The following is a 21,351-nucleotide window of genomic DNA, read 5'->3' as shown; positions in this document are numbered from 1 at the left end:
TGATGATAATTATAGCGATTACCGATTAAGTTCAAAGTCTATTAAATCCTAACCCTTTCTCTGTTCAAAAAAACTAGCTAAACTACCGACCGGCAAACGAAAGGGAGCGTAAGCAATCGTCCAACCATCTCTCATTAGGCTGTTGCGCATAACATCATTGTAGAAGTCTTTTGCAGGCATATACTTATTTAAAGTCCTTATTTTGTAAGGTAAGTCGGTAATTCTGCGGGAGCGCTATCGCCAACCATCAGTAGCATTAAGACCGTGCAGCGTTTGGAATGCGTGATCATATCTGCACCATAGCACTGACATCAGGGTTAAACATGAATACTGGCGATCGCCTATGAAACCATTTTTGTTGCTCATTGGTTGTACCCTAAGCAGTCTAGCTGTTGTCCATGTTGCCTGTGCGGGTACCTTCCACCAGGGTTGGACCTACAGCATTGATGCGGCTAATGACGGGGTTGGGGGTGATGGCTATGGCCGCTTAATTGATCACAGCAACAGCGCTCAAGATATACCCGAATCATCCCCAATGATTAGCGTGCTCGTCATTGGTCTGTTAGCAACCCTTGTTCATCGCGATTATCGTTAGCATCACGAATCAACGACAGAAATACATCGGTCAAATCAGCCCGATCTTGTCGAATCTCTCTAATGGGTAAAGGCCGAAGAATATCTAGTAATTCATAGAGGGCCTCGCCTGGAAAATGCACCTGATTATCATGCACAGTACCGCCAAGGTGCACAATTTTCTGGGTGCGCCCAACATCAATGGGTTGGCCACAGTCAATACGATAGGTTGTTCCAGAAAACTGTTGAATTAGGGAGAGTGTGGGTTGCTCTGTAATAATTTGGCCTTGACGAATAATGGCAACCCGATGTGAAAGTTCCTCAGCCACATCTAACTGGTGGGTGGTCAGCAAGATAGCGCAGCCCGCTGCCGCAATGTCTCGCACTAGGGTTTTCACAGTTTCACTAGCTTCCACATCCAGTCCCAGTGTGGGTTCATCTAACAATAACAGTGTAGGCTGATGTACTAAGGCAACTGCGATCGCAAGTTTTTGTTGCATCCCTCGCGACAGTTTTTGCACAGGTGTTTTACGTTTTTCAATGAGACCAAACTGTTCCAACAGTTGTTCACCGCGTTGTCGTGCCAAACGCCGAGGTACCTGCCGTAAACCACCAAAGTACTCAATATTTTCTAAAGGCGTTAACCGCCAGTAAAGATTACGGTTACCTTCTAAAACGGCCCCAACGTGTTTAAGTGCGGCTGGCTGACGATGGGGATCTAAACCATCAATGCTGACCTGCCCAGCGTCAGGTCGCACCAGACCGCCAATCATCTTGATGGTCGTTGTTTTGCCAGCACCGTTGGGCCCTAAAAACGCCAGCACCTCACCGGCACAGATGCGCAGCGAGACATCCCGCACTGCCTCAAATCTTCGCTTACCGCGACCATAGGATTTCTTCAGGTGTTGAACATCTAGGGTTACGCGGCTATCTAACTCGGACTGAGGCCCCATTAAACCCATAGGCAAAGAAAGCGTCATTAAGCGTTACTCCATCCACTTGTTTGCCGTCAGCATTGCCAACCCATGGATATTTAAGATTTTTTAATCGACAACCTTATCGTAACGCGAACAGTACACCGTTGCAGCGCTTAGGAAATTAGGTCACACCTGCATTAGCCAGCCCATGCTGAACACTAATGAAAAAGCTCTGGCAGTAATACCAGAGCCCTAGAGGAGCATATCGATTCTCGATGAGCTTGACGTAATGAGCTGGGTAACAGCAACCGATTAGTTAGATCCAACCAGAAGAATAGGGGTCGCCTTCATAGGGCTGCACACCAATAGTTGGATAGGCATCATCATTTGGACCGAAAATACGAATGGCTGCGCCAAAAATATAGTCAAAACTAGTCGCTAACCAACGAAGAACATGCATGATTCCTAACCTCTCAATGAGTATTAACTGGGGTGGGAAATATGTAGATACCTCAAATCAAGTCATTAGCTTTTAGTTAATTCAGCAACCTGAAGTTTGGGGTATCACTAATTGTGGCTAAACAAGGAAACGAGAGTTGCAAAAGATCAGTTTTAAGGAATAGTAATCTAGAGCAATGGAACTCTTTTACTATAATTTCTTGACCATTTGAACTGTTTGTATTCTAGGGTTCCAGCTCCACGTTAAACAACGGTAAGCAAAGACTTGAAAGCATTGTTCATATTACTTATCAAGCATTGATAGCAAGTTCCATAGTCGGTATTGATAGAATTAACAGTTAGAAATCTTGGTGGTTACAACTCTTGAGAGCTATTTTTATGGATGCAATCTATCCTTTATGTTGATTATATTTTTATTTAATCTAAAGGATGCTAGATCCTATGTTTTGCCCAAGCATTGTCGCTGTCTAGGGGCATAAACGATCTTTAAAAACTTAATATTTCTCAATTGATAGTTTTTTTAGTAACTACAGAATTTTTTAGAATCTTTGAGTAATAAGTAATCGATAATAAAGGCACGATTGTTTACCCCCACGCCGTCCGTGTATAGGAGAATAGTCGCTATGTTTCAACGAATTTTAGTAGCTTTAGAGGGCAGTACCAGTAGCCGTAACGTCCTGGAAGAAGCTATTGCTTTAGCCAAGGCCAACGCTCGGCTAAACCTTGTTACGGTCATTCCACCTATGGATGTTGGCTATCCCGAGCCTATCTATTTAAGTATGGAAGGCATGCAGGGTGTTTGGACCAGCGAGTTATATCAAAGTCATATAGTTAGCTGGCAACAGCGCAAACAGGAAATTGAACACTGGCTGCGATCGCAAACGGAGTTTGTCCATCGCCAGGGTCTCAAGGCAGAATACGATTGCCCGCTGGGTACCGCTGGTACGGCCCTATGCGAGGTCGCAACCCGTTGGCAGGCTGACCTGATTATCATGGGTCGCCGCGGTCGCACTGGCTTTAGTGAGTTGTTACTGGGTAGCGTCAGCAACTATGTTATGCACCATGCCCCTTGTTCAGTGCTAACGGTCCAAGGCATTGGTCAACAAGCTATGGGGCATAGTGCTAAGGGGACTCCAAGCATTGCCACGCCTAGTATTACACCAAAAAATACATAGGCATCGATGGGTAAAACGCCAGCAAGATATCTGAAAGGGGGGCTATTAAGAGAGGTCTATTAAGAGGGGGCGATCAAACGTGAGCGGCAAGGTTTATCTCTTGGGCGCAGGGCCAGGCAATATCGACTACCTGACTGTGCGGGGACAACAGGTACTGCGGCAAGCGGACTGTTTAATTTACGATGCCTTGGTGGATAGGCGACTCTTGTTGCAGCTATCTCCTGTATGCGAAACCATCCATGTGGGCAAACGCGGCGGTCAGCCTAGTACACCCCAGACTAAGATCAATCAGTTACTGGTCACCCACTGTCAACAGGGGAAACAGGTGGTGAGGCTCAAAAGTGGTGACCCGTTTATCTTTGGCCGTGCAGCTGCAGAAATTCAGGCCCTTAAAAGCGCCAGCTGCAATTTTGAGGTAATTCCTGGGGTATCATCAGCGCTAGCAGCTCCTCTGCTAAATGCCATTCCATTGACCGATCCAGCTCTCAGCCATGGGTTTGGTGTTTTTACCGCCCATGACCTGCAAGCCCTTGACTGGGCTAAGGTGGCCAATTTAGAAACCTTGGTTTTTCTAATGGGTGGGCGACATCTGGGGGAAATTTGCTATCAGCTGCAAATCCACGAACGCCATGGTGATACCCCCATCGCCATCATTCAATGGGCTAGTCAGCCGCAACAGCGATGTTGGCAGGGGACCTTGCTCAACATTACCCAGCTTACAAAGGGTGAACGGCTATCGCCCTGCATTATTGTCATCGGTGAGGTGGTACGCTTGCGAGAGTTTTTGCATCCGCCGATGACGACTGACAATCTATCCCAGGACAAGCTGTCCCTAGATGACAAGATAATTCTCGTGACTCGTGCTGTGGGACAATCCAGCGCGTTTACTCAAATGCTCAATCACCAAGGTGCCACGGTGATTGATATGCCTGCGTTAGAAATTCGACCACCATCCAACTGGACTGCATTAGATCAGGCATTGGGAAACTTACAGCGGTTTGACTGGCTAATTTTAACCTCTGCCAATGCTGTTAATTTCTTTTTAGATCGGTTGTTAGAGAACAAGTACGATCTGCGGCAATTGGCCCATCTGAAACTGGCCGTTGTGGGTAAAAAAACGGCCAAGATTTTGACTGAACGGGGGTTAAGATCTGATTTCATTCCAGCTAATTATGTGGCTGATGATCTGGTAGAGAGTTTTCCGGTGCCTGTAGATGGCTTAGAGATTCTGTTTCCAAGGGTAGAGACAGGGGGGCGAGATATTCTGGTTAAAGAATTCTCCAGTCAGGGGGCCATCGTCACAGAGGTGGCTGCCTATGAGTCGGGCTGTCCTGAAACAATGGCTGTTGAGGCCGTAACAGCTCTGCAGCAAGGTCTGGTTAATGCTGTCACGTTTGCCAGTTCTAAAACCGTGCGACATTTTAAACAGCTGATGATGGCTCAGTTTGGTGAGGGGTGGATGACATATATGGAAGGGGTTGCGATCGCATCCATTGGTCCCCAAACCACAAAAACTTGCCTGGAAGACCTGGGACGCGTAGATATTGAAGCCACGACTTACACCCTAGAGGGTCTGACCGATGCCCTAGTCGCCTGGGCTGATGGCCCATGAATGGATCGATAAACCAGCGCATCATTGGTCTGACCGGAGGCATCGCCACCGGTAAAACGACTGTTTCTGACTATCTTGCCACCACCCACCGCCTGCCTATTCTTGACGCCGATGTTTATGCCCGTGAAGCAGTGGCCATCGGCTCTCCCATCTTGTGTACCTTAGCCCAGCGCTATGGGAATGACCTTTTGCTCGCTGATGGTTCCCTCAATCGTCCACAGCTGGGCACCATTATTTTTAATCAGCCCGATGAGAAACAATGGGTTGAGCAGCAAATCCACCCCTTTGTCCGCCAGCGATTCAACCAGGTGCGTCGTGAGTATCCTGCTAATCAAACCCTGGTCTACGCTATTCCACTGTTATTTGAAGCTAAACTAACCCATCTAGTTAGCGAAGTCTGGGTAGTTGTTTGTAACCTTGAACAACAAAAACAGCGACTGATGTCCCGTAATTCACTTTCCCTAAGTGCAGCAACAGCACGCATTAACCATCAGCTTCCCCTCAGTGAGAAAGTCGCCCAGGCTGATTGGGTGCTCGATAATTCTAAGGATAGAAAATGTCTCTACCAGCAGGTTGATGTAGCTCTATTGTCTACCAAATCAACAAAACCGTAAGGCTCAATCGACGTTTCAGGGAGCTAGACAAGCAATGTAGTCAATAGACTGCCTAGCAAGGCTTTACCCCGTTTTCTGGCATTGTGTACAAATTCGAAGAACCCCAAATAAATCGGTAATTTTTCTTGTGAGATGCCTCGATGGGGTCTCAACCATGACCGCAGCAATGACCAGAAGCCTTCCATCGTATTGACATGGACTTCACAGAATCCATCGCCATCGTCATCTCGGGCATATTCTCCGGCACTGTGGCAAACACTTTTGTGAGTATAGCCCCAACTCTCTAAGCGAGCGTAGATGTCATACTCATCAGTATAGATAAGGGTGCCAGGTTCTACTATTGACTGAATAATCGGTTTGATGGTTTGTTGTTGAACATTCGACAGCATTTTAATCACCACCTCTCCGCCTCGCTGAATCATCCCGAAGATCGGCGGTTTTTCCGTTTCGAGCGTACCGCGCCCCCGAAGCCCTTTGAGTTTCCGTCTGCGTCCCTTACGCCCTTTTTTTTGACCTTTTCTGGCTGCCCCTTATGGCCTGCTGTCACATAGACTTCATCAAACTCCACCGTTCCTGATAACTGGACTTCTGGACGCTTATCGGCCACCGCTTGACGTAATTCACTCGTCATCTGATGGACATCATCTTTATGCAGACTCAACTCTTCGGCAATTTGTTGATTAGACACATTGAGACCCATCAAATATAGGCACGCTATCCAGATATGTAACGGTTGATGACGACCGGCAAAGAGGGTGCCGGTTAAGTCATCAAAGTGACGACCACACTCACCACAGATATAGCGTTGCCGTGCCGAATAGGTATCATGCTTCCCTCGTTTGGTAATGCTTTTCGCGCCACAATCAATGCAGCAAACGCCCTCAGGCCAACGCATCGTGCGAATAGTCTCGTAGCATTTGTTCTCATCGATTAACTTAGAAAGCGTTAGCATAGGTAGTCTGACCGGGGGCTTTATTCCCTGACACTACCCTGCTCATCTTGAAGTTAGCAACCTCCCTGAAACAGCTATTGAGCCAACCGTAAATCAACCCTAAGAATCACAAACCAACGTCACAAATTTGCAGCACCTCATAACTGTTGCTCCACACTAGAAGTTCCCTACAACTGAACCGTGAGATGACTATGAGCGACTTTACCGATTTTCTTAAACATAAACAGGCCTACATTGCCATTGGCGAATTCCAACCCGGTCGTTTCTCTGAGGCCCGACAGCTTTATGAACAGGCTGTTGCCACCTATGGTAATGGTGATGGCTTTCAAGGAGCCTATCTTTTCCAAGAGCCAGGCACCGATAGAGGCATTGCCGTAATTTTGTGGGACAACGTCGAAGATATGGATGCCCATCAGAACCCTACCTATCAAAAAATTGTTAGGGAGCTATCCGGTCTATTTGCCGCACCACCAGACGTAAAGTTCTACGAAGTTTGCAGTGAAATTGGCTTAATGGGTCAGCTTGCCCATGCCGTTGTTGCTTAAACATAGACAACCCCAACAGGGCACCGAAAGTTCATAATGCTAGATTGCCACTGGCGCATTTATCTGCAGTATTTGCTTAAGCCGAGCTAACTTGCGCACTACCTGTTTCAGATTATTCCAATCGCCAGTGGCCCGCAGTAAACGGGCAGCTGTTTCTAAGTCAGCAATTGCCTGCAACACCTTACCCTGTTTTTGATAGACTGCGCCCCGGTAGCAGTAGGGCAGTGCTAGCTTAGGCTGTCGCTCAATTGCTAAGCCAAATTTTCCCACCGCCTGGCGGAGCTCTCCCTGAAATTGGAAAATTCGCCCTTGATAAAAGTAAGGAATAGCACTCTGGGGGCAAAGCTCAGAAGCAGCGGCCAGGTCATCCAGGGCACCATCATAGTCCCGAATATCTATTCTCAGTACGCCTCGATTACAGCGAGCGGCAAACAATCCAGCGTTCAAGTGAATGGCATCGCCAAAGTCCTTAAGAGCTCTGGCATAGTCATTCATCTCCATCCAGGCAACACCACGACAATTGTAGGCAGCTGCACTAGGGCTACTGGCAATCACGTGGGTAAAGTCGTCAATTGCTCCGGCAAAGTCACGCATATCGTAGCGAGTAATGCCGCGATTAAAGTAAGCACCGGTATCTTCAGCGTTAATGACAGGATTCTCAAAACGCTGAATCAGGGGCTGAATCACACCGAGATCAGTCGTGTGCAGTTTAAGCTTTACGGTGGGAAAGAGACTGGTTTGGGTAGATAGGGCCTGCATGCCAATCAGGGCAGAGGTGGAATCACACACCATAAAGTTCTCGGTGGTACCCAAAACCTTAAAAGAAAACAGATCTGGATAATCTTGCTTGAGGGGTAATAACTGATTAAGGGCATGTTTTAGCTGACGATGGCGAGCGTTACTTTCACTCCAACGTTGGCTAATGCTGCGTAGTAAGGGATGCTCACGATTCTCTCCTTGGTGGCACCAGCCAATATCCAAGCGACAGTTGCGATCGAGTACTTGACGTAGTTGCTGTAGCAGATCGGCATCAAGGTTAACACTGTCAGCCCAAGGCCAAACCAACACAACTCTTTTCTGAGCCTTGGCCAAAAGTTGTTCTAGGGCCCGTCGACTATTTGACTTACCTTCCACATTGTCAAAGTCGAATAGCCACTGACTCTCAGCCGCAGAGGACAGTGATGTTTGGAATGGCTCCAGGGTTTCAGCCACCGCCTGTAGCACCGTTTCGGTGATAGTGCTCATTTGCTGATCCGTAGCGTCTAAACGCTCTTGCAGTTGGGCAAAGACATCACCTGTTGGATTGTGCAAGGGACCTAATGTTTCAGCCACAGCCTCTAACACAGAGTTAGTTACTGTGCTCATTTCTTGCTCTAAGGAATCAACCCGCCGTTGTAATCGCGCTACCGGGACTGATGGCTCATTAGTAAAGCTGGGAGCTGCCTGCAGCATGGCTGATTTATCAGCCTGTATTTCCTGCAATCGAGCTGATAGTGCCAAAAACTCATCCCGAGAGACCATATCTGAAACCGTTTTAACCAGCTCCTGCACCTCGGCTTTGAGTAACGATTGGCGCTCATCAGTTGTGAGCTGTAGCACCTGCTGTTTCAAATATTGAAGCTTGTCATTTAGGCCAGAATAATTATTCTTTGTATCTGCCCCAAAGACTTCCAGATGAACTCGCAACTGCATCAACTCAGCCTTGAGCTTTGTCACCATCGACTCAGCTGTTTCAAGGCGGCTGGTGTCTGCAAGTTGCTGACAGCGAGACCTGACATCCTTGAGGTTAATCCCTAGCTTGGTGCAGTGCTCCTTCAGTTTCCCAATGTCCTGGTGCAGCTCCTGTAAGTCTGGAACTTCTTGCTGTTCAATTTTTTCCAGCAACATGTTCCGCGTATATTCAAATAACTGGGATAAACTCAGAATATCTTGCTGGTTCTGAGCAACGACTGACTGCCGCACGGCCTGAAGCTGTTCATGGGTGGGCACATCTTCCAGTTGCTCTTGCATATCGTGCAACCGGTTATCTAAGGTGCTGTTGACCGACAACATCACTGACTCGCTCTGGGAAAGCCTCGATTGTAGCTGTCTGCGGCTGATTAACCCTAAACCAGCTAGTAGTGACAAAGGGGCCGCAGCTAACAGTGCCTGTTGTGTAGCCATGGAGGCAACTGTTCCAGCACCAGAGCCTACGAGCAGTGCGTATTCAGTCCAATTAAACCAGCGATCTTTATTCACAGGGGTTGCCGAATGGGTTACGAAAAAAGCAGTCCGTCTAAGATGTTGGACTACTTATTACAGTATTCATCCTGGCCATAGACCCATCAGGAGATTAGTCAAGTCTTTAAGTGTCAATAAATGATGAAATCATCTCAGTATTTACTCGGACACGAAAAAACATTTCAAGCTCAAGCCCTGATTTGTAAAGAGCTTGAGCAGAGATGTCTACGCTGACTTACAGAAAGCGAATAATAAATGGGTATTTAAAGGCACTATCAGGGTTACTGAAACTTCCCAAAATTGCGAGCACTGGCATAACCCACTGAAAAATTATTAGGGGAATGACAAGCAGCCAGCCAATCAGGATCCATACCAAAATACCTACGACAAAACTATAGATCCAGATATTCAGGTGGAAGTTCAAGGCTTCTTTAGAGTTTTCCTTCACAACTGGGTCATCAGAAACAATCCAAAGCGCAGCAGGAATGCCAGCTGAAAATATTAGCTGACTTAGAAAGATGGAGCCATGGGCCAGGGCTGACAAGACTTTGCGCTTATCGCTATCAAAGGTTGCATCCATGATGTTTACGTTTCTTTTTTGCTGTGACTTTATAGTAGTCGATAGTCTCAAGGTATCCGTTAGGGAAAACCGTAGTCGGTGACAGTCAATGAAGCGGACCCATTATTTCAGGGCAATTACACCTGATCAGACGGTAGGATTGCAACGCATTTACATGCAGTTGCAATTATTTACAATAGATAAGCCCTTCTAAGGTCGTGCTCCCGTTGCTACTGGCTGGTTGTCTAATCTTCTTTACGGGTGGGTAATGTCGACCCGCCCGTACACGGTCTACTGATAACGCACACCTAAATATTGGGACAATTTATCCAACAGCTCATCGCGGCGAAATGGCTTGCTGACAAAATCATCGCAACCAGCTCCCAGGCTTTTTTCTCGATCTTGAGCCAGAGCACTGGCAGTCAGTGCCACAATAGTAGGCGAAGAGATATTGGCCTCTTGGCTTTTCTGCCGAATTTGGCGAGTGGCTTCGCAGCCATTCATCACGGGCATTTGCATATCCATCCAGATGAAGTGGGGGTGCCAACTTTCCCAGAGAGCAACGGCTTCTTGACCATTGGTGGCTTCACGGATCTGAAATCCTAACGATGTCAATAGTTTGTTGAGTAACTTACGACTAATCGGCTCATCATCAGCAATTAATATGCGTAAAGGTGCTTGATCCGCAGCCAGACTACTGACATGGTAGGCAGGGGGAGGTTGATGCTGAAAGGACGGTTCTAGGCTGGCTGGAATATCAAACTTAAATATTGTTCCTCGGTCTAAAACGGAACTAATGGTAATTTCTCCTCCCATTAAATTAACCAGCTGCTGGCTAATGGGTAAACCCAATCCTACCCCGTCTAAAAAAGTTCGCCCTACTTTACCTTGGGTAAAAATCTCAAACAGAGTAGACACTTCCTCCTGAGCGATACCGGGACCAGTGTCTTCTACTGCAAAGTGCAACAGAAGTTGAGACTGTTTGCTCATGGTACCTGAAAGGCGCAGAATAACAGTGCCGGCCTCAGTAAATTTAATTGAGTTATCTAATAGGTTAATTAATACTTGTCGTAATTTGCCTTCATCCGCCGTCACAAACTGGGGCACATTGGGGGTTCGTTCAAAATAGAGTTTTAGCCCCTTAGCCATGGCCTTAGGCTCTAGCATGGCTTTGAGCATATCCAACAGACTGTGCAGGTCTACGCTGGTTTCATGTAATACAACCCGGTTAGCTTCAATTTTAGAAATCTCAAGAATATCGTTAATCAAATTGAGGAGATGCTCGCCGCTAAGATTAATAATGTCTAAAGACTTTTTTTGTTGTGTCGTTAATGATGGATCTTGTCCCATTAGCTGAGTAAAGCCTAAGATCGCGTTAAGCGGTGTCCGAAATTCATGGCTCATTTTGGCTAAAAACTGACTTTTGGCTTGGGATGCGGCTTCAGCTCGAATTTTGTCTTTCTCAAGTTTGAGATTTTGTTGGGCTAACTCGGTGCGATAGTGTTGTAATTTGAGGATTTCGTAGCCTGCGATCGCACTTGCAGACCCAATCAGCGCTAAAAATGGAGGCACCACCGGAATCCACCAGCCACCGAGGAATGTTAGATAGCTACTGACTGACAAAACACCCCCTGCCAATACTACAGCGGTGATCAAAATAGCCAGACGGGTAAACCTCCGGGTACTATCTCGTTTGGATTCCAATAGCCACTGGTATCCCAGGGCTCCCACCCCAGACCAGATCAAAATCCAGACTGCCTCTATGGGGTCAGCCCACACCCGCAGCACTGCCCGGCCATCCAGGGCTGCACTCACTAGAGTGCTGGCCAGATTGGCATGGAGTACCATTCCTGCCGTCGCTTCTGGTGTATTGATCAGGCGACTGCTGTAGGGCGTATAAAACAAGTCATTGAGACTGGTGGCCATGCCGCCGACAAGTACGATGCGATCGCGAACCAAATCTGGCTCTAGACGATTATTCAGGGCCTCAGTTACAGATATCTGGGGAAATTGGTTTGCATGGCCGCGAAAATTAATCAGAATCTGATAACCACCAGCGTTAGTGCGAATGTAGCCACCAGCGTTACCGCGCAATGGCCTGAGGATCGCCTGTCCCAAACGATAAATTTTCTGGTCCGCATCCACCACTTCCTGGGGAACTCCCTGCATGGCTAAATAACGCACGGCCAGCTCTGCCCCCAGCCCCAGTCGGAGCTCATCGTCTGCATTGGCATGGGACAACAATCCTCGCCGAAACTTACCATCCGCATCCACCAGCAAGTCCGTCAGGGCCACCTGTCCCTGGCTCTCTAACTCAGCGGGGGGGGCCACTGTGCGGCCAATGGCTTTCTCGACACCAATCAGATTAGAGGTAGACGTCATCACCTCAACCCAGTCTTGATGCCCCGGCTCCACAGGTAGGTCGCGATACAGGTCTAAACCGATGACAGCAGGTTGATGTTGTCTGAGATTTTGAATCAGCTGGGCCAGTGTGGCGTCAGAGAGAGGCCACTGACCGAGACGACTGATATCAGATTCCTCAATGGTGACCAGCAGAATTCGTTCGTCAATGGGGTCTACTGGTCGTAGTTGAAAGTATTGGTCATAGATCGCCCACTCTAATAACTGTAGCGCGCCTGTAAAGCGTATGGCGATGACGACACCAGCCACAATTGGCGTTGTTAACAGTGCAGCAATCCATCGCATCTAAGTCATCTGAAAAGTACTGTGCATTCTCTTCTTTTTATCAGCGCGACTCTTGCATTATTGCAGAGCAGGGTAGCTGATGTGTTTTCATACAGGCAAGGAGGCAAATTAGCGGATGTATCGTGGTCACTCAAGCGCAAATTGTAGGGTAAACAATGAGAAACAAGAAAACCCATGACTCAATTCTCTACCAGTTCCATGGCCTAACTGATGGGAGACTTATCTGAGTTTTTATAGGGTAATGCAATGCTAGTTAAGAAATGGGGTGTTTGCGATCGCACCTAAATCTTCAGACCGGAGCAACTCAATCCAATTCTCATTGAGAGCATTGCTCTCAGGCTGGCGTTCCTTCAGCAGTGCCAGGCTTAACAACATATCATGCCAAACACCAGCCCGTCCGTAAATAACCGCCTGGGACAACAAGGGCTGCTGAGGGGGCAAGTCATTATCAGACAGGTCAATGCGACGAATCTGACCACTGGTGATGGGCAGATCTGTTTGCGTGGGCTGGCAGAGCAGTGCCAGGGACCAATGATACGTTTGCCCCACGACCAATTCAGGACTATCCATCGGTAAAGAAATCCTAAGAATCCCCCCGGTTTGAGGAATCTGTAGACGGCTTTGATATACGCCGTTTTGCTCGTCATCTCTCAACGTTAAATGGGCCTGAGTGGCCATTGTGGGAGGCACATAAACCATCAGGGTGGGGTGGGGAGACGTCGTCAACCCTACCCCAGACTGGGGCACCAGTGCTGTCATCGGAAACGCATAGGATGCATCCTGCATACATTTTATGTCTGCAGGGCGAGAGGCTCCACCGCGAGAATTATCTACCTTTTCATCAGTAGGCGGTTCAAACATAATTAAGGGAGTGGCGGTTGCCGGACGCGACGCCCTCATGGGACCAGGGGATGGCGCAGGACTAGCCTGGGCTACCGTATTAATTACTGACCCAAAATTAATCACTGACCCAAACGACAAGATTCCTAGTAGAGCCAGACACAAGCGGTTATGTAGAGAACGTTTCATAGGTATCTGATATCAATGGAAAATGAAAAAGATTTGGCTGTACTGATTCTTGGAAGGATTCAATCTGAAAAATCAAGGATTTTGGATAATCCTGCTAGATCGATTTACCCTCTAAATCATCAACAGCAAAGATTTTAAGTAAAGGAGATTTTAAACAGGTATCTGAATGAAGCCGTTTGCACCATGTGCCTAATCAGTTATCCCTCCCTATGAGAGATATGGCATGGCCTGAGATGCCTCCTTATTTAATTTTTTTGTTTCATTCCTCCAGGTTTAGCATCACTTCATAAACCACCTCCCACTACAACCAATTACCCACTAAAACAAACGGAGCCCAGTAGAAAGGCTGCTGATACTGGGGGTGTTTTAACAAGCTTAACTGTGCCGCTCTTAGGGCCGCCGCTTTACTCATGTCTGGGTTTTCTGCCAGCTGGCGATAAAACTCCACCATCAGGGTGGCCGTGGATTCATCTTTCACTTGCCAAAGTGTTGCCAGGGTACTGCGGGCACCAGACCGTAGGGCAATGCCAGCTAACCCTAGGGCGGCCCGTTTATCTCCCGTAGCCGTTTGACAGGCACTGAGTACCAAGAGTTCTAAGGCTTGGTCCGGGTCTCGTTTTCTGGGCTGTAGTAAGGCCTCCAAATCTTGAACATTGATCCGACCATCCCATGTCACCAGAAACGTTTCCTCTGCCTTGGAGCTAAACTGGCCATGGGTCGCTAAATGCACCACTGAAAAGGGTATATCGTTGAGGGCGCGTTGGAGTCGATCGGTGGTAAAGCTTTGATTGAGTAGCGTGGTGGTGGGCAGTGTAGAGCCAATTTGATTGACTTCTGTGTTAACACCGGGCAACGCGGAGAACCCTTGTTGAGAAATACTCAATCCCCCCGTCAGCACATCCAGCCGCCCCGGATCGAGGGACTGGGGTTCAAGCAGCTGTAACCCTGGGCTGAGGGCAATGCCATAACGCTCAATGAGGTAGCGTTTACCATCATGCAGTGCCGCCATGGGCAAATTTCGTAACGTGCCGTCCAGCACAAACACCAGTGTTTGGGTATCCCCTAAGAAGTGCTCAGCCGGGCGGATCAGCCAGTCATAGAGCTGCTGTGACACCTGTAGGCGATCGGCTTCGAAAAAGTGAGGATTTAAGTAAAGTTGTAGCTGGGCAATGGCGGTTTCAATATCGGCCTGGGGCAGACGCGTTTCATAGTAAAACAGGGGTAGGTCGGGGCGGGAAACAATCACCGCCAGACGATCGGACAAGATAATTGGATAAATGACAGCCGCTGTCGCATCAACGGTGTCAATGAGTTGAGATTTTGCTTGTAAACAAGCATGACGAAAAAAGTTATCCAGTTCCGCCAGCTGTAGAGATTCAATCAACTGCCTGGCCTGTTGTAGCTGAGCCTGCTGAGGGTCTTGCTCTAGGAGGAGTGAGACAAGTTCTCGATACACTGGCTCAACGGTTTCAAGAAAGGAAAACTGTAGCTCAGGATTGAGGGCCACTAGCTCCTGTCTTAAGGACTGGAGGGATTTAACCGCATTACTGTAGGATGCGATCGCAGCTTTAGTCTCTCCCTGATGTTTCAAAATGCGGCCCAACTGCCACTGCCAGGTGGTTTTCAAATCAGGTGCATTCAGACCTTCTGCCAACTGCATTGCCCGTTGTGTCACCTGTTGAGCGTCTTGCCATTGCCCAGCGGCCTCATAGAGGTGGCCCAGCTGTCCCAAGGCAAAGGCTTCGGCCCGCGTATCCGATAGCATCTGGGCAGATTGCACCGCATTAGCCAACAATTGGGCCATGGTTGCCCTCTGACCAGATAATTGCTGGCCGATGGGTGATTGGGCTGCCCGAATCCAGCTCGCAACAAAGTTGACCTGGGCATAAATGGTGTCCCGACCCGGTGGTAGGGTCGCTAATGGATCAGGTAATGCAGATAACAGAGACTGTGCTGACGACCACTGCCCTGTTTTGACCAACAGTTGCAGCTGATGAAGCTGGGCCTCCATGCGAGACATTGGCTGACTGGCCCTATCCACCGCTTGCCGATAGTGGGATAGGGCAGTTTCATAGTCACCCTGGGCAGCCAGGGTATTACCTAGATTAACTAAAGTGGCACTGGCTTCATCCGCAAAGACTGGTGTGGTGGCCACCAGCGTCTGGGTGATCGCCAGACTTTCGGTGAGTAGGGATTGCGATCGCTCTAAATCTCCCACCGCCTGTAGGGCTGTGCCTAAAAGTTTGAGGCTAGTTGCTTTTACCGTGGGCTCTGAGAGGGTCTTTACTGTTGCCAGAGATTGTTCTAATAATTGCTGAGACTGTTGATAATATCCCAGAGTTTGTAGCGCCTTCGCTTGATTGAGCTGGGCCCCTAGTTGACCAGTGGTATCGCCTACCGAAGCATAGGTAGCTGCCGCTCGCTTCCAGGTTTCGATTCCTTGCTCAGGCTGTCCTAAAACCAGTTGCAATTGTCCATGCAGGTTTAAGCTGGCGGCCAACAGTGTTGCATCCCGTTGGGATGTCTCCGCCAATAGGGTCTGACTTTTATGATTGGTTTGCTGGGCCAATGCCCACTGGCCCAAATTAAAATAAGCCAGCGCCAGATAGTGTAGTGCCCTGGCCTGGTGTAGTTGCTGGCCCTGGCGTTCATAGTCCTTGGCCGCTTGCTGCCAAACATCTGCGGCTGATACTAACTGACCCGCTGCAAATAAGGCACCGCCCTGGCTGAGGGCACTGATGTTGGGATCCTCAAGATTGGAACCCGCAAGGTTGATACCCTCAGCTAATGGTTCCCCCACAGTAGTCTTTGCCTGATGAATGGGGCTGGGGAGATAAAGCTCTCCCCTTGCTATCACGGGCGTCCCCCACATCCATAGCCAGCAGCTGACTATGGCCAACATCATTAGCCAGCTACGTCGCCAAAACCGTCTGTTACATATCTGCACAAGTCGCATCGCCGTTTAGCCTCTGTGACATTTCTAGGCAACGATGTCTAATAAGGTCATTCAACCTGTCTCCGTAGAAATCGGGATATCCATCAGATAATTGGGGTGATAAATACATTTCTTAACCACCCAGGTCGCAAGGGGATATCCACTCAAGCCAAGTTCCCTTGATTAGACCATAACGCTAGAATCTACCAGGATTCTAAGCCCTGACCAGTTAATTCTATGGGGTAGCTAACGCCTTGTTCTATCCAGGTGCTCCTTTAAAGACCGACTTAACCCTATAGTGAATGATCCGTAAATTAAAACCCATGATTCAACAATTCTCCCGATCGCTCTAGCTGTGTTTTGTAAGCTATGGCAAGAAGACAAAGTTGTTGGTCTTTGGGCAAGCCAATCATGTTATGAACGCTCATAGAAGCAAGGCTCCCTATCATGTCTCGACTGGTAATGCCCCGACGAGTAATACCTCGATTAGACTGGTCTACTAAGCTGACGGGTTACAGCTGGGTGATGGCAACGCTGCTGAGTGCGTTGGCCCCCCCAGGGATTGTCCCAGCAGCCCAGGCCCAGACCCAGGACCCGATTGTGCCTGACAACACGACTAACTCGGTGGTGCCCAAGGGCTGTACTACATGCCCGATTACGGGCGGTATCCTCAGCGACGATAGTCAAACTCTTTTTCACAGTTTTCAACAGTTTTCAGTACCTACTGGCGGGGCGGCTCTTTTCTTGAATGATCCGTCCCTGAGCACGATCATCACGCGGGTGACAGGGGGGCAACGCTCGGATATTGACGGTGCGATCGCAGCCCAGGGCAACGCTGATTTGTTTTTACTTAACCCCAACGGCGTCATCTTTGGTCCCAATGCCGTGCTCCAGGTGCCGGGTTCTTTTATTGCCAGCAGCGCTGACAGTGTTGTCTTTGCCAATGGCGATGTTTTTAGCGCTGCTACAGCCAATGCTCCACCGTTATTAACCGTGAGTACCCCTGTGGGGTTGCAGCTAGGAACAACGCCAGGAGATATCCTTGTGGAAGGTTCAGGTGACTTTCCACCCACACGGCCCGGTTTATTTGTGTCCCCTGGTCATACCCTGGCTTTATTGGGAGGTGATGTCGGTGTAGTCGGTGGCACTGTGTCGGCACCATCGGGACGGTTAGAAATTGGCAGTGCGGCCCAGGGGACAGTCAGACTAAGGCCTGTTACCAACGGTTTTGATCTGCAATACAACACCGTCTCAAGATTTGGCGCAATTGACCTGAGTCAGGGAGCCTTACTTAACACCAGTGGCCCTGGGGCCGGAGACATTGACCTACGGGGACAAACAGTTCTTGTGGAAGACGGTTCCCAGGTATTAGCGGTAACCCAGGGGCCATTATCAGGGGGAGATTTAAGGATAAGGGCCACTGATTCGGTCACCGTGCAAGGAGACTCGGCCAATGGTCAGATTATCAGCCGTTTGAGTACGGATACCATTGGTGATGGCATGGGCGGCGACCTGATTGTGGATACACGGCAGCTTCAGGTTCGCGATCGCGGTTTGCTATCGGCCTCCACAGCAGGGAATGGAGCTGGAGGTAATCTGATCCTGCGGGCTAGCGACTCGATTGAACTTAGCGGGACTGGGTTTCAGTCACTACAAACCCTGATTATCGGTGCCCTTCAAGGCACATTAGATATTTCTGCTGCTGAAAGTGGACTATTAGCCGGCAGTGATGGAACCGGAGCAGCGGGTCAACTAAGGATTGATACGCCCCAGTTACGCCTGCAGGACGGAGCATTAATCTCAACCACGACTAGTGGCAATGGTGCGGGTGGCGATGCGTTTATCAAGACCACTGAGTCAGTTGAAATTATCGGTTCAGCCATCTTAACGGGCACTTTGCAAGGCACCACCCAAGATGCAGGTGATTTAACTCTTGATACTCGGCGTCTAGTATTGCGTGATGGCGGACTATTACAAACCGTCACCTTTGGTTCAGGGGATGGCGGTGAATTGATCGTCAATGCTACTGAGTTAGTTGAATTGCTAGATACCCCGGTTGGAGCCATTGCGCCTACGGGCATTTTTGCCAACAGTATTTTTGGCTCAGGCTCAGGGGGAAATATCACGGTCAATACCCAAGATCTCACCATGATGGGAGGGGCGCAGGTGAGTAATCAAACTGGGGCTTTTTTGGGGACCGCCGTCATTCCATTGGGTGGTCCCGCTGGAGATGTCATTCTCAACGTCGGCGGCACTACTGAAATTATTGGCTTATCCCCAAATGGTCGCTTTGGCAGTGGTCCGGGTACATCTAGCTTTAGCGGGGCTCCCGCAGGTGATGTAATACTCAACACCGGTAATCTCTTTATTCGAGATGGGGCCAATATTTCGACCACTACCTTTAGCGATGGTCCAGGGGGCACACTCACCGTCAATGTGACCGATGTGTTAGAAATCAGCGGCACTGGTACAAGACAACCCTTAGGGGTAATTGTCGAATTGCCCAGTAGCCTGGTCTCGTCATCTGGGCGGGCTGATTTTCCGGGGCTGGTGGGCAATGGGGCAGCAGGAGAGCTACAGGTCACTGCAGGTGAGCTGATTATTCGAGATGGGGGTGCGATCGCAATCAATAGTCAGGGGCCTGGTGATGCGGGCACATTAAATGCCACCGCCAATCTGATTCGACTAGAAAATGGCGGCACCATTAACGCGGCCACCACCACGGGTGCTGGCGGCAACATTGAGCTACAAACGCCTATTTTGTTATTAAGACAGGGCAGCAACATTAACACCGATGCTGGTAATGCCGACGGTGGCAACATTGACATTGATACTGTTTTTCTCATCGCCTTAGAAAACAGCGATATTACAGCCAATGCCCAACAAGGTAGAGGGGGAAGAGTTAGCATCACTGCCCAAAATATTCTCGGCACAGCCTTTAGAGAAAACCTAACCCCTGCAAGTGACATTACAGCCACATCAGGATTGGGGCCTGAGTTTAGCGGTGTGGTCGACCTCAACACACCTGAGCTAGAACCCGACAGCGGCCTGGTGGAGTTACCTGCCACCATTAACGATCCGACAGATCAAATTGTTGCAGGTTGCGCCGCTGATAGTAACAATAGTTTTGTTATTGGTGGCCAAAACGGACTACCGACAAATCCTACCCAGCGACTACAAACATCAGGTGGCTGGCAAGATTTACGTTTTTTAAATGATGTTGATGCGGCAACAACATCAGCACCTGAAAGCGAGACTGTGATCATCGAGGGACCAACAATCTCAAATTCTCAACCTATGCTTGAGGCTAGCTACGCCCAGGTTAACGACAACGGTCAAATTGTTTTAGCCGCTAAAACCCATGACCCATCTCGGTTTAATTCTCAGCATGACCCATCGGGTGAATGTGCTGCCCATCGTTACAATTCCCCCTAGGTCCTGGCTCAATAAGCGACATTGATGGTCTCCTTGCTTAAACTGTGTCTGGATCAACCCCCATCGCTCTAAGACGTTCTGCTAATTGTTCTGCCCGTTTTTCTGCTTGCTCGGTATCTGTTAGCAGCCAGTTACCGTCTACATCACACCACCGTAGCCATGGGCCAGGCAGCCCGTCAAAGTAGCCATCCCATAGACCCAATCCGATTTTTAGATCGTCTAGCCAAATCATAGGGGTGCCATCCTGGATGGATTGCTCTTCATAACGGCGACCAACGAGCTTAAAATAGCGCAAGCGCTGGGTATAACGGCTATAGACCAGGTAATGGGGAACTCGTAGATATTTTTCATAAACGTCGACCTTGCTGGGAGGACGTTCGGCACCATTGGCCGGAGGGTGGGCATTGCCCACTCTGCTCTCGGGAATTTTATTATCGTCATCAGGAATCTGATCGCTATCTTTAAAAAATCGACCCAGGTCTTCCTGTTCTGTGCGGGGGGATAAAAATTCTACAACGATGGTGGGGGCTTGGCCTTCTTGCCAGACGACGTAGCTACGGCGTAGGTCATGGCCATCGTAGAGGCGAGGGACGTCGAGTGCTAAGAACCAGTCAGGGCGTTTGTGCCAGAGGGGGTGCTGAACATCGTAATAAAGGTTAAGGTCAGAGCCGGTAAAGCGGTTGTCGGCGGCGTAATCTTGTAGGCGCAGAGTACGGCTCAGCAGTTGGGGTTGTAGGTCATGAAATTCGTCTGGCAAACCAGGTTCCTCTGGAAATTCGCTGGGTAGGTCATACATAGTAGGCAGTGTCTCGCGCGGAGAGCGAGGCTGCTCGGTTTGAGGGACGGAATAGCCAGTGGTGAAGGGCATGAGGTGGCACACTTGACTAGGTTTCTTGCGCATGCAGATTCAAAACCATTGTACAAAAATTAAAATCACTGAAACTAAAGGTGTAGATGTGAACTTAGTTACTATGATGACTAATTCCTCTGTATTGAAGTAATTCACACTTACATCAGAGGCAATTGCTGTAGCTAAACTTTGGATTGTTATCAATCAGTTAAATCCAGTTGTTGTTTTAGCTTATTCGGGACACCAAAGGCACTGTCGATTCCTTGTATTCCTTGCCAGAATGTTTTTTGCCTTTTCACCTTGACTGGCTGATGCTAACCAGCTCTGAACTTTTGGACGCTGTTGAGCAAATTCCTTGAAGCTTTCTAAATATGCAGCCTGGCTAATCAACGCCACCGACTGTGCTAGTGTCGGCTCTCCTTTGGTAGTTTCCAGGTAAAACTTCATTAGCCCTGTACCAATAGACACAAACGGCAAACTTGCCCCCACAATCTTGCCCAAGGGCGAGTTCAGCACATCCAGCAAAGAGTCTAGCTGCGCCACTAGCGGTGCCAGCTTTTTTACATTAGGCTCTTCAGTCACGAATATATCTGCCAGTCCCAACACCGCTTCCGCTGCATCAGCCGTTCCCTCTACTGTATCCAGCGACGCAAGTTCATGAATATCCGTAGTCAGAAACTTCAGTCTCTCATCCTGCGACTGTCTTTGGGGCATTCGTACGGGTTTTGCCTAAAGCTTAGTTTTGCCGATCCCAATGCCTGGAGTAAAGA

General features: G+C 48.8%; 16 protein-coding genes and 1 pseudogene. 6 read left to right on the top strand and 11 right to left on the bottom strand.

All coding sequences use genetic code 11. The features are described from left to right. Positions 1 to 48: 48 nt before the first annotated feature. Complete coding sequence (locus U2F10_RS32410; RefSeq protein ID WP_163669734.1) at positions 49 to 180, bottom strand: element excision factor XisH family protein; 132 nt, start codon at positions 178 to 180, stop codon at positions 49 to 51. Positions 181 to 343: 163 nt separating this feature from the next. Between U2F10_RS32410 and U2F10_RS32405 the strand changes: the two genes are divergently transcribed. Next, the gene (locus tag U2F10_RS32405) at positions 344 to 595 is read left to right on the top strand and encodes a hypothetical protein (protein ID WP_499874382.1); all 252 of its coding nucleotides are present in this window, start codon (positions 344 to 346) and stop codon (positions 593 to 595) included. Here U2F10_RS32405 and U2F10_RS32400 read toward each other — a convergent pair. Both U2F10_RS32400 and U2F10_RS32395 read right to left on the bottom strand, forming a co-directional pair. Continuing rightward, entirely contained in the window at positions 552 to 1,553 is a 1,002-nt protein-coding gene (locus U2F10_RS32400) for an ABC transporter ATP-binding protein (protein ID WP_499874381.1), read from the bottom strand. The genes U2F10_RS32405 and U2F10_RS32400 overlap by 44 nt on opposite strands. 253 nt (positions 1,554 to 1,806) lie before the next feature. Then, positions 1,807 to 1,950 (bottom strand): hypothetical protein, encoded by a 144-nt coding sequence (locus tag U2F10_RS32395; RefSeq protein ID WP_163669737.1) that lies wholly within the window; start codon positions 1,948 to 1,950, stop codon positions 1,807 to 1,809. Between the two features lie 622 nt (positions 1,951 to 2,572). On the opposite strand from U2F10_RS32395, the gene U2F10_RS32390 reads away from it, so the two are divergent. The 3 genes from U2F10_RS32390 to coaE all read left to right on the top strand — a co-directional run bounded on the left by U2F10_RS32390 (position 2,573) and on the right by coaE (position 5,350). After that, entirely contained in the window at positions 2,573 to 3,124 is a 552-nt protein-coding gene (locus tag U2F10_RS32390) for a universal stress protein (protein WP_499062002.1), read from the top strand. Positions 3,125 to 3,203: 79 nt separating this feature from the next. Beyond that, complete coding sequence (gene cobA / locus U2F10_RS32385) at positions 3,204 to 4,736, top strand: uroporphyrinogen-III C-methyltransferase (RefSeq protein WP_499874379.1); 1,533 nt, start codon at positions 3,204 to 3,206, stop codon at positions 4,734 to 4,736. An 8-nt stretch (positions 4,737 to 4,744) separates the two neighbouring features. After that, complete coding sequence (gene coaE / locus U2F10_RS32380) at positions 4,745 to 5,350, top strand: dephospho-CoA kinase (RefSeq protein WP_163671821.1); 606 nt, start codon at positions 4,745 to 4,747, stop codon at positions 5,348 to 5,350. A 23-nt stretch (positions 5,351 to 5,373) separates the two neighbouring features. On the opposite strand, the pseudogene U2F10_RS32375 reads toward coaE, so the two are convergent. Continuing rightward, positions 5,374 to 6,302: pseudogene (locus U2F10_RS32375) on the bottom strand (IS1595 family transposase). A 191-nt stretch (positions 6,303 to 6,493) separates the two neighbouring features. Between U2F10_RS32375 and U2F10_RS32370 the strand changes: the two are divergent. Beyond that, positions 6,494 to 6,847, top strand: coding sequence for a putative quinol monooxygenase (locus U2F10_RS32370; RefSeq protein ID WP_163669743.1), 354 nt, complete (start codon positions 6,494 to 6,496; stop codon positions 6,845 to 6,847). Positions 6,848 to 6,886: 39 nt separating this feature from the next. On the opposite strand, the gene U2F10_RS32365 is transcribed toward U2F10_RS32370, so the two are convergent. From U2F10_RS32365 to U2F10_RS32345, 5 genes are all read right to left on the bottom strand, one after another. Then, complete coding sequence (locus U2F10_RS32365) at positions 6,887 to 9,085, bottom strand: hypothetical protein (RefSeq protein WP_499874378.1); 2,199 nt, start codon at positions 9,083 to 9,085, stop codon at positions 6,887 to 6,889. 217 nt (positions 9,086 to 9,302) lie between these two features. Next, positions 9,303 to 9,647, bottom strand: a complete 345-nt coding sequence (locus U2F10_RS32360) for a DUF4870 domain-containing protein (RefSeq protein WP_163669746.1) — start codon at positions 9,645 to 9,647, stop codon at positions 9,303 to 9,305. A gap of 270 nt (positions 9,648 to 9,917) precedes the next feature. Beyond that, complete coding sequence (locus U2F10_RS32355) at positions 9,918 to 12,332, bottom strand: CHASE2 domain-containing protein (protein ID WP_499874376.1); 2,415 nt, start codon at positions 12,330 to 12,332, stop codon at positions 9,918 to 9,920. Between the two features lie 249 nt (positions 12,333 to 12,581). Next, positions 12,582 to 13,361 carry a DUF928 domain-containing protein gene (locus U2F10_RS32350; RefSeq protein ID WP_499874374.1) on the bottom strand — a complete coding sequence of 260 codons (780 nt, stop codon included), beginning with the start codon at positions 13,359 to 13,361 and terminating at the stop codon, positions 12,582 to 12,584. 301 nt (positions 13,362 to 13,662) lie between these two features. Beyond that, positions 13,663 to 16,317 (bottom strand): CHAT domain-containing protein, encoded by a 2,655-nt coding sequence (locus U2F10_RS32345; RefSeq protein ID WP_499874373.1) that lies wholly within the window; start codon positions 16,315 to 16,317, stop codon positions 13,663 to 13,665. Positions 16,318 to 16,743: 426 nt separating this feature from the next. Between U2F10_RS32345 and U2F10_RS32340 the strand changes: the two genes are divergently transcribed. Continuing rightward, the gene (locus tag U2F10_RS32340; RefSeq protein ID WP_499874371.1) at positions 16,744 to 19,731 is read left to right on the top strand and encodes a two-partner secretion domain-containing protein; all 2,988 of its coding nucleotides are present in this window, start codon (positions 16,744 to 16,746) and stop codon (positions 19,729 to 19,731) included. A gap of 37 nt (positions 19,732 to 19,768) precedes the next feature. On the opposite strand, the gene U2F10_RS32335 is transcribed toward U2F10_RS32340, so the two are convergent. Continuing rightward, positions 19,769 to 20,632, bottom strand: coding sequence for a Uma2 family endonuclease (locus U2F10_RS32335; protein ID WP_499874370.1), 864 nt, complete (start codon positions 20,630 to 20,632; stop codon positions 19,769 to 19,771). Between the two features lie 180 nt (positions 20,633 to 20,812). After that, positions 20,813 to 21,295 (bottom strand): hypothetical protein, encoded by a 483-nt coding sequence (locus U2F10_RS32330; RefSeq protein WP_499874369.1) that lies wholly within the window; start codon positions 21,293 to 21,295, stop codon positions 20,813 to 20,815. Positions 21,296 to 21,351 lie beyond the last annotated feature (56 nt).

The sequence above is a fragment of the Leptothoe sp. EHU-05/26/07-4 genome (genome assembly GCF_043421015.1).
Classification (GTDB): domain Bacteria; phylum Cyanobacteriota; class Cyanobacteriia; order Phormidesmidales; family Phormidesmidaceae; genus Leptothoe; species Leptothoe turfae.
Note: the sequence above shows the minus strand (reverse complement) of the source record. Positions and strands in the feature narration are given on the sequence as shown.